This is a genomic window from Mesorhizobium sp. M1C.F.Ca.ET.210.01.1.1, from assembly GCF_004791585.1.
Taxonomy (GTDB): Bacteria; Pseudomonadota; Alphaproteobacteria; order Rhizobiales; family Rhizobiaceae; genus Mesorhizobium.
In genome coordinates, this window is the sequence record NZ_SRUU01000068.1 from 1 (window position 1) to 8,862 (window position 8,862).

An 8,862-nucleotide genomic window follows, 5' to 3' on the forward strand; every position below is an offset into this window, starting at 1 on the left:
CCAAGCTCCGGTGTGGCCGTTCTTCCTATAGTTCGGAGCCCGCTCTTCCGAGCGCTTTGAAAAAAATAGCTGTCAATTTCAGCGCGACAGCCTTGGAACAGACGGCTTCCTTGTTCCTGAAGGCGGCGCTTCCGTCTCACCAGCATCCTTGCGAAGGAAAGGCACGCCATGGAAAAGACCCTCGCTCGCGCCAGGCACGTTTTCGGCATCTTCATAGAACTCGATGACGGCGTTTATGCGAGGATTGACCTCATCATGAGCCTCTCGGGCTAGCCGCGCCAACTCCGCGGGGGTTACTTGTCCTGTTGAGACTAGAGTGCCAGTCCGGTAGCGTCGTAATTGACATATTCGCTCAATCTCATTTTAGAAATCCTCTCATCATAGTAATCCTTAGCCGGCGAGATGGTTCAGATTGACTCTGTTCAGATCGGCCTCAACAATTTCGACGCTGGCTTTGTATTGCCGCTCGACGTGGGGGTGGCTCGCCATGACCTGTCCGACATCCGGCCCGGTGCCGTTGACCAAGTTGAACACGCCCTTCGGCGTGCCGGCGGCATGCATGATCTCGGCGACGATAATGCGGCTGATCGGGGCGATCTCGGTCGGCTTCAGCACAACTGTGCAGCCGGCGGCGAGAGCGGGCGCCACCTTGCAGACGATCTGGTTGAGCGGCCAGCTCCAGAGGGCGATCAGGGCAGAGACGCCGATCGCCTCCGACGATCATCATCGTCCCGCGCTTCTCGAAAGAACTCGTAGTCCTCAAGCGCCTTGATCGCCGCTTTCATATGTGCCTGCCCGGCCCAGGCCTGCGCCTCGCGCGCCCATGTGATCGGCGTACCCGTCTCATAGGAAACAGCCTGCGCGATGTCCTCGTAGCGCTCGTCGTAGATTTCCAGGTTGCAGCGCAGCAGCGTCAGCCGCTCGGCCTTGGTGATCTGCGAGAAGGACGGGAACACAGCCTTCGCAGCATCGACGGCCTTGTCGACATGCGCCTTCGAGCCGACGGAAAATTTGCGTACAGGCCTCCTCTGTCGAGGGGTCGATCACGTCGAGCGCGGCTGGCGTGACAGGCGAGACCTAGGCGCCCTCGATGTAGAAATTGAGGTGACTGTTCATGACTGCTACTCCATTCTATGTCAGACTAGGCTGATCGCCTGGCAGCACAACCATGCGTGCGGCGGCAACGGTCGGCGACAGTTCCGGCGCGCCGGAGCCGGTCAGCCACATTCGAACCTGGTGAGCGCTATTACCTGCTTCACGAGCATCCTGTCGCCGCATCAAAAATCAGAACTCTGCAGAATATCGAACATCTTGCACAGTAAATCTCGGAGATATACTCAGTGACGTCCTGCAGACTATCGTCTTGATTTTCTTAGTTCTTAACAATGAGCTCACGAGGGGTTGTAGTGAGCGCCTCATAACCTCTGCCCGTAACGACCAACGATTGGGTGATCGTTATACCGGTGTCTTCAAGCCAGAGACCCGCCATCAAGTGGAGTGCCACCCCGGGCTGGAGAACGGTGCGATCTCCTCGACGAATACTAGCCGTACGCTCGCCCCATGTTGGCGTATAGGCCGCGCCGATCGAGTATCCTAACCGGCTCTCTTTTTCGATTCCGTGAGCGCTCATCGTTTTCCGCCATGCTGCCTCGATCATTTCGCAGGTTGCCCCCGGCCGCATCACGTCAAGCGATGCGTTGATACCCTCTATGACGTGCGAGGCCAGGTCACGGTAGTTTTGAGGCGGCTCACCAAAGTAAATCGTGCGACTCATCGGGGCATGATAGCGCAGCCGACAGCCGGAGATCTCGATATTGGCGACGGAATTAGGATCGATAGGGCGATCGCTGAAAATCGGATGAGCTTCACGGGCTCGTGCACCGAATCCCATATGAGGCGGGCTAGTCGCGGGAAGTCCGCCGCACGATTCGGTTCCCGACATCTGGGCATGGTAGATGGCTGCCGCCACGTCGCACTCTCTAATACCCGGGGCCGCGACTTCAACAGCGCGAGCCATCATGCGCTCAGTGATTTCGCCAGCTTGTCGCATGTACGCGACTTCTTGTTCGCTCTTTATGAACCTGACCCAGTTCACAAGAAGTTCGACATCCTTGAAGCGGACGTTCGGCATTGCCTTCACCAGCTCCGCATGATCGCGAGCCGTGTAGTAGTAGGCACCCATCTCAACTCCCACCACTTTTGCGCTAGGACAGTCACAAAGGATCATATCGGCGATAAACTGCGCAGCGTGTCGATCCGCAGCCTGAACGTAGACGTCGGGATACGGGACAATGCGGTCGGCTGGTAGGTAGGTCGTGACATGCGCGGTTGCCGAGTCAATAAGCCGTCCGACCCACAGAGGCGTCTCCACTTCTTGGAAGACGATCAGGGCCTGCACGGTGTAAAATGACCATGCGTCATAGCCACTCAAATAGTAGATGTTGGCTGGCTCCGTGACGACAAGTACATCTACCCCCTCGGTCAGCATGCGTTCCTTCACGCGACGGAGGCGCGATTTGTACTCAGCTTCCGAGAAATTAAGATTTCGCATTACTCTCCCGGCGATTTGCCTGCGTTAGCTTTAGAACCAGCTTAGAGGCGACCAAGGGCGTCATGATTTTGGCCAGCGCCCACGAACTCTAGGCACGCGTTCGCCAATGTCCAATATAGATACGAGCGTCTGTTCATCTTGATTTTATATGGCCACATTGGTCACGGAAGGGGTCTCGCCGAGTGATTCCGTTCCCGGCAGGCTGAGGTCGTGGCTTTCGCCCTCACAGATCCGGGCGGGCGGATTTTCGCACCATGTGCTCGAACACATTTGGTGCGTAATGTGGCTTCGGTCGAGATGTGGCGTCGCAGGGTCAAGCAACTGACGGGACGGGGCAGCATCTCGTCTGCCTTGGCGATAAGCTTCGGGAGATAAACCCCATTCTGCGTGGATGGGCACAACTATTACCGCCACAGTGTGGGCGCTGGCCGCGTGTTCGTCGGTATTGAGGTATGTGGGTCTGCGTCTGTTCCGCTGGCTGGGTAAGGGACCAAACGGCCCAGCAGCGACGCCCCACCAAACGGCTCTGGCGCGAGGGGCCGGTCGAGCAAAACATCCAGGCTGACAACTATCAGCGAACAGTGTCTCGTTTGATGGAGTGGAACGGCCCGCAACCGCAGCATCGGAGTGCTAAATACTGGTCGTCATTTCAACGCCACAAGGTAGGAGCCGTTCCCTGAAGCCACCCTCCGGCAAACCCGGGGCGGTTCACAGCGACGATGATATTATCGCAACGTATCGGACCGTCACGGGCTTGCCTCCTGCATATTCGCTACCGGGCCGGACATCGCCAAGCAGGTATTCCAGATCCACGGCGCTGACGCTGCGGGTTCTCAATCATCAACCGGAAGCTCCGCCGTGCCGAGGTGCTGCGGTTTTTCGAGAAGCAGCCTGCCTGTCTGGTCGGCCTCGATTTGCGGTGGTCAACTTACTGGCGCGCGAGATCGCAGCACTTTGGTCACGAGGTGCGGTTGATCTCGCCGTGCTATGTCAAGACGTTCGTCAAGCGGGCAAGAGCGATGCGCGCCGACAAAACAGATGGGACCGATGGACTGGTCTGCGATCAGCTTCTACAGCTTCGCGTTCTCGTCATCCAGAGCCTTCAGGCGCTTGGCGTCGGAGACGTCCATCCCGCCATACTTGGGGCCTGCCAGTCATACAGCGTCGATGAACGCATCGAAAAAGCTTCGAACGGCTCCCACTCATCAAGGCAGCGGCGCAAACTCCCTTTGAGGATCGATCGAAGTCGTTCCAGCGAGGGGCTGCAAGGAATCAAGAGCCTAAGACAAGGCGGCCACTTCATGTTCCTCGATGACACCGAGCCGCTCGCCGCCAGCAGAAGATGGCGGCGCATGGCGCTGGGCGTGCCGGCGGCCAAAACATCGCTCTCAACGTAGTAGAGTTGGGCGATGCGGGTGTCGCTATCGGCGACCACCGGCACCCGCACGGCGGCGACTTCTCACATCCGAACATTTCTTCAGTTTTTATGTTGGGCTGGCCACCATGACCAGGATCTCGACCGCGTCGTCCCAAGGCGCCTCATTGGCGTTTGGCGCATTTGCCGCCGCGACTTGCATGGGTACCTTCGGCGCGCAATCGATGCGATCGGCGCAACGACGCCGGTCGACATCCGCGATCGAGCCGTCCTGCTGCTACTCGCCACGACGGGCATTCGCAACGGTGAGCTACGCGCAATTCAGCTGCAGGATATCGACTGGCATGCTGGCGAGGTTTCGGTCGGGCGCACCAAGGGCAACCGGGATCTCGTGGCGCCGCTGCTTGAGGAGACCGGCGCCGCGCTCGCCGACTATGTCCTGCGCGCTCGACCGAAGGTGGATAGTCCAAATCTTTTTCTGTCCTTCACGCCGCCAGTGGCAGCATTCAAATGAGCGTCGCCTGTTTCGAGGATCGTGCCGAAGCGGTTGCGACATGGCGGGGTTGAACTCGGGCGAGTCGCAGGTGCGCATCTCCTGCGCCACAGTCTTGCCACCCAGCTCGTCAAGCAGCGAAGGCCGATCAATGAGGTCGCCGATCTTCTCGGGCACCGAAGCACAACGGCATTGTACGTAAAGGCCGCCACCTCGCAGCTCGCCGAGGTCTCACTCCCCTTTCCGGGAGGCGTCGCATGACCGCCTTTGACGCCGCTTTCCCAATACCCAAGGATCAGGCCTTCTTCCTCAGTTCCCGGGGCAACTGCCTCTCGGCGACCGGCCTGCAAAACGGCTTTGCCGCGGTCCGTAAACTCGCCGACTTTGATTGCGGTAAGCCGTTAAGGCCGCACGATCTCAGGCACCGGTTTGCCGTGACCCGCCTCAGCCTCTGGCACCAAGCGCGCCGACGTTCAGGCGTTATTGCCTTTGCTCGCCACATATCTCGGCCACGTTAGTTACAGCGACACGGCCTACTACCTCACGGGCTCGGCGGAGCTCCTCGCTATCGCGGCTGAGCGTGCCGCCCTCGATGGAGGCGCAGCATGAGCGAACACCTGCTCCTGGCGCCGCTCCTGGAGTCCTATTTCCGCCGGCGCCTGACGAAGCAGCGCAATGCGACTCCCGCGGCCGTGGCCAGCTATCGCGACGCCTTGCGCATGCTCCTCTTTGCCGCCGACCGGTTGCGTAAGAAGCCGGCGGCGTTGGCGCTCGAAGATCTCGATCGAGACCTCGTTCTCGCTTTTCTCGACGAACTCGAGGAGAAGCGGAACAATTGCGTCGCCACGCGCAACGCCCGCTTGGCCGCGATCCGATCTTCTTTCCACCACGTCGCTGCCGCCGATCCGGCGTCCTTCGGTGTGGCCCAACGCGTGCTGTCGATTACCATTAAACGGGCGCACATCGAGGTAACGCACCATCTCACCAAGGCCGAAGTAGATACCCTCATCGCGGCGCCCGACCCAAAGACGCCTCGTGGTCGGCACGACCGAGCCTTTCTGCTCTTCCTGGCACGGACCGGCGCCCGGGTCTCGGAAGGCACCGGCGTAAACGCAAATGACCTTCAATTGGAGCGCTCTCACCCGCAAGTGCTGCCGCGCGGCAAGGGGCGCAGAGACCGCGTCGTGGCCATTCTTAAGGACCTGGCGCGAGCGCTGACGACCTTGTGGGGCGAGCGCGGGATCTCCCATCACGAGCCGCGACCGATATTCGTCGGCGCCCGCAACGAGCGCCTGACCCGTTTCGGAGCGACCCATATCATGCGGCGTGCGGCCAAGACGGTGCCTGCCAGGCCAGTCTTGGCCGTCAAGCCCATATCGCCGCACATCTTCCGGCACTCCCTCGCCATGAAGCTTGTCCAGTCTGGCGTGGATCTTTTGACGATCCAAGCCTGGCTCGGGCACGCACAGGTCGCCACTACCCGCAGCGGATGTCGAGATGATGCGCAATGGACTGGAGAAGGCCGGCTCAACGGCGATCACGGCGTGCCTTTTCCGCCCGAAGGACTCCGTTCTGCAACTGCTGAACTCCATCTGAATATTATGTGGCGGAGGCAAGCTGGGTTTGGCCGGCCCGAACAGGTCAGGGCGGCTCCGCCACAAAATCTCGCCCGACGCATAAGAACGATTATGTGGCGCGCCATATAGCCTTTCTCGGGCGCGGTCTATGTGCTCCGGGCCAATTTCGACGGCACGGGCGTATGCTTGTTCGCCAAGCGGTTGGAGGATGGCAAGTTGCTGGCCGGAGATTCCCTGCCCTGGTGATACCGCCCCGTCTGACTGTCTCGCCGGTCGACCACTCACCAGGATCAAGGCCAACATAGCCCATGAGCTGGCGCGGGCTTTCGAAACGGCGCACGTCGCCAATCTGGGTAGCAAACGTCACGGCAACGATCAGATCCACACCACGTAATGTCTGCAGCGCCCGCACGATCGGCGCCAGCGACCAGGCTGGAACGAACTCCTCGATCACACGCTCTGATGTCCGCTGTCGCAAGCCCGGCTCCTCTACTTCGAGGCACAGCCGTAGCTCGAGAATCTCGCGCAGAGCGATCCCGCTGCCGACCTCGGCACCCCGTATCCTGAAAGAACGCTGCAGAAGGGGCGTCGCTGACAAACACGCCGGACCCCTGACGGCTGACCCGACGCCAACGGCTTTCAGGCGCGATACGGCTTCCCGGATGACTGAGCGGCTAACGCCAAAGCTCGCAGCCAGTTCGGGCTCGGTCGGCAGGCGCTCCCCCGCCGCAAAGCGCCCGTCTCGATATCTTGCTGCATGGCAGCCACCACGCGACCGGACGCGCGTCAAATCGGCGGCTGTCCCTGTCAGCCTGCGGTGTGCAAGGGCCGCTGCCGCGGAGCTTCCCCTGCCCGATCGTCGGGCGTGCGACAATGTCGGATTCCAGACGAGCTGGAACTGCGCGAACTCGTTGGTTTGACGGGTCTTTATCCGGCACGCCGCATGCATGGGAGTCTCCGAAAGCATTAAGAGCCATTATCCATGGTTACGCCCCTCGAAAGAAAGAGCCGCTTCCGTCGTGGCAGGGAAACAGCCACTCCTGGGGTGGAGGCCGGCGCTAGAAGCCGCCGTAAGATCCGGAAGAGCCGCGCGACAGCATCACACACTTTCCTTCTGCTCTTGGGTTCGGATCACGCCGCGCCGCTGTCGATGCCGCCGACATTGAGCCCAAGACCTGGAAGGCGGCACACGCTTATGCTGTCCTCTCAGTCGGGACCGCGGCTCAAGCATGCCTGTGAGGTTCGCATTGCTCAATGCCCGGCGATCGACGTCAACATGCCGCTGAGTTGGAAAACACTCCTAGAGGAGTAAGGATAAGTGGACCTCTTTTGTATTGGTGTGGGTGCTGGACCATCTAATTTGAGCCTTGCGTGTCAGATACAGGAAGAGATTGCGCAAGGGGCACTGTTCCTGGACCGGGAGGTCGATTTCCGAGGACATCCAGGCAGCGCTTTCGATTGCGCGGAGCTCCAGGTCGGCCACTTCCAGGATCTGGTTACTCTGGTCAATCCGCGATCAGCCTACACATTCGTAAACTACCTCCACGAGAACGGGCGTCTTTACAATTTCCTCAATGCGCAATTTCACGGGGTGCTTAGAGCCGAGTTCGCCCAATATCTCAACTGGGCGTTCCAGAAGAATCCGCTTGTCCGTGGCGGCGAGGCCGTTCGCGAAATCCGCTTTGACGGCGAGTTTCGCGTGCGGACGGACAACGCGGTCCTTGATGCAAGAAACCTCGTCATCGACATAGGCAAGCAGGCGCAAATTCCGCCTCAGTTTCATGGCTGGACTGGACCCAACCTGTTCCACTCATCTGAGTTGGCCCACATCAATCCTGAGGTGCAAAAAAAGCATGTCTGCGTTGTTGGCGGCGGACAGTCGGGAGCCGAGCTGCTACTGCACCTTGTCGGCCGGCCGAAAGAACGGCGGCCCGCGGCGATCACATGGGTCTTGACGCGCGAGATGCCTTTCGACGACCACGCGTTCACAAACGGGCTGTTCACGCCATGCTTCTCGGATCGTTTTGCTGCGATGAGCGAGGTGCATCGACAGCTGTTCCTGCGGCGTTTCGCGCTTGCCTCCGAGGGCATTTCAGAAAGCAAGTTGCGCGCGGTCTATCAGGCGCTCTACCACCACGCCTTTCTCGAGCCACACCAATGCGAGATCACATTGAGGCCAAGTTGCAACGTGTCGCGCTGCATCAATGCCGGAGCAGGGCACAGGCTCACGCTGCAACGCGGCTTGGACAACATCGGAGAAGTAACCGCCGATATCGTCATCCTGGCCACCGGGTACGAGAAACCGCTGCCGGGTTTCCTAGAACCGATCGCAGATCGCCTCGAACAGATCGGCAATGAGCTCGCCATCGGCGAGGATTTTTCGGTGTACTGGGACGGACCGCGAGACCGACGCCTTTTCGTTCAGAACGCCTGCCTTGGACAGCGCGGGCTGGCTGATCCGAACTTTGGGCTGCTGGCCTGGCGAGCGCGCCGCATCCTTGACAGCCTTCTGCGGCGCGCGCCATGCGCCAATCCCGAGCATCTAGGGTTCATCAACCGTCCCTTGACGGAGTGCTGGCCCGACCTCGGAGTCGAACAAATGGGCAGCGGGATATGATTCGTCGATATTGATGATCGGCGGTGGCATTCAGGAAAGATTTCCGCCTCTGGCGGCAAAAGCGGGACGAGCAATATTCCTACGGCGTCAGATCGCTCTGCTCGCGCTTGAGCAAGGTAGCGGGTCGTGCCCCGCTGAGTGGTGTAGCTCGGCGGTAGCGAAGCCGCTCGCGAGCGCGCCCTCAACAGCGCCGTAGCGAGCGAGCGGCGTAGCGGTGGTCATCGATGTTCTTCGGTAGGGTTGGGTTGC

The 8,862-nt window shown here is 60.1% G+C and carries 5 protein-coding genes and 5 pseudogenes; 4 read left to right on the forward strand and 6 right to left on the reverse strand.

Features of this window, described 5'->3' with window-relative positions; all coding sequences use genetic code 11:
- Positions 1-390: 390 nt before the first annotated feature.
- From EN853_RS35225 to EN853_RS34285, 4 genes and pseudogenes are all read right to left on the reverse strand, one after another.
- Positions 391-708 (reverse strand): aldehyde dehydrogenase family protein, encoded by a 318-nt coding sequence (locus tag EN853_RS35225; protein ID WP_348631623.1) that lies wholly within the window; start codon positions 706-708, stop codon positions 391-393.
- A pseudogene (locus EN853_RS35230) lies at positions 690-977 on the reverse strand (aldehyde dehydrogenase family protein); the annotation flags it as partial. The gene EN853_RS35225 and the pseudogene EN853_RS35230, both read right to left, overlap by 19 nt.
- A 395-nt stretch (positions 978-1,372) precedes the next feature.
- Positions 1,373-2,551 (reverse strand): Xaa-Pro peptidase family protein, encoded by a 1,179-nt coding sequence (locus EN853_RS32725; RefSeq protein ID WP_127863020.1) that lies wholly within the window; start codon positions 2,549-2,551, stop codon positions 1,373-1,375.
- 1,073 nt (positions 2,552-3,624) lie between these two features.
- Positions 3,625-3,719 (reverse strand): annotated as a pseudogene (locus tag EN853_RS34285) (transposase); the annotation flags it as partial.
- A 241-nt stretch (positions 3,720-3,960) separates the two neighbouring features.
- Between EN853_RS34285 and EN853_RS32735 the strand changes: the two are divergent.
- The 3 genes and pseudogenes from EN853_RS32735 to EN853_RS32745 all read left to right on the forward strand — a co-directional run bounded on the left by EN853_RS32735 (position 3,961) and on the right by EN853_RS32745 (position 6,125).
- A pseudogene (locus EN853_RS32735) lies at positions 3,961-4,680 on the forward strand (tyrosine-type recombinase/integrase).
- Positions 4,677-4,937 (forward strand): hypothetical protein, encoded by a 261-nt coding sequence (locus EN853_RS32740; RefSeq protein ID WP_245517257.1) that lies wholly within the window; start codon positions 4,677-4,679, stop codon positions 4,935-4,937. Before EN853_RS32735 ends, EN853_RS32740 begins: the two are co-directional and overlap by 4 nt.
- Positions 4,938-5,024: 87 nt before the next feature.
- A complete protein-coding gene (locus EN853_RS32745) occupies positions 5,025-6,125 on the forward strand; it encodes a tyrosine-type recombinase/integrase (RefSeq protein ID WP_245454720.1) in 1,101 nt (366 codons plus the stop codon).
- A gap of 100 nt (positions 6,126-6,225) precedes the next feature.
- On the opposite strand, the pseudogene EN853_RS34405 reads toward EN853_RS32745, so the two are convergent.
- Together EN853_RS34405 and EN853_RS34410 are read right to left on the reverse strand one after the other, a co-directional pair.
- Positions 6,226-6,441: pseudogene (locus EN853_RS34405) on the reverse strand (transposase); the annotation flags it as partial.
- A gap of 192 nt (positions 6,442-6,633) precedes the next feature.
- A pseudogene (locus EN853_RS34410) lies at positions 6,634-6,963 on the reverse strand (GntR family transcriptional regulator); the annotation flags it as partial.
- A 351-nt stretch (positions 6,964-7,314) separates the two neighbouring features.
- Here EN853_RS34410 and EN853_RS32755 point away from each other — a divergent pair.
- Positions 7,315-8,613 carry a SidA/IucD/PvdA family monooxygenase gene (locus tag EN853_RS32755; RefSeq protein WP_063169368.1) on the forward strand — a complete coding sequence of 433 codons (1,299 nt, stop codon included), beginning with the start codon at positions 7,315-7,317 and terminating at the stop codon, positions 8,611-8,613.
- Positions 8,614-8,862: the final 249 nt, after the last annotated feature.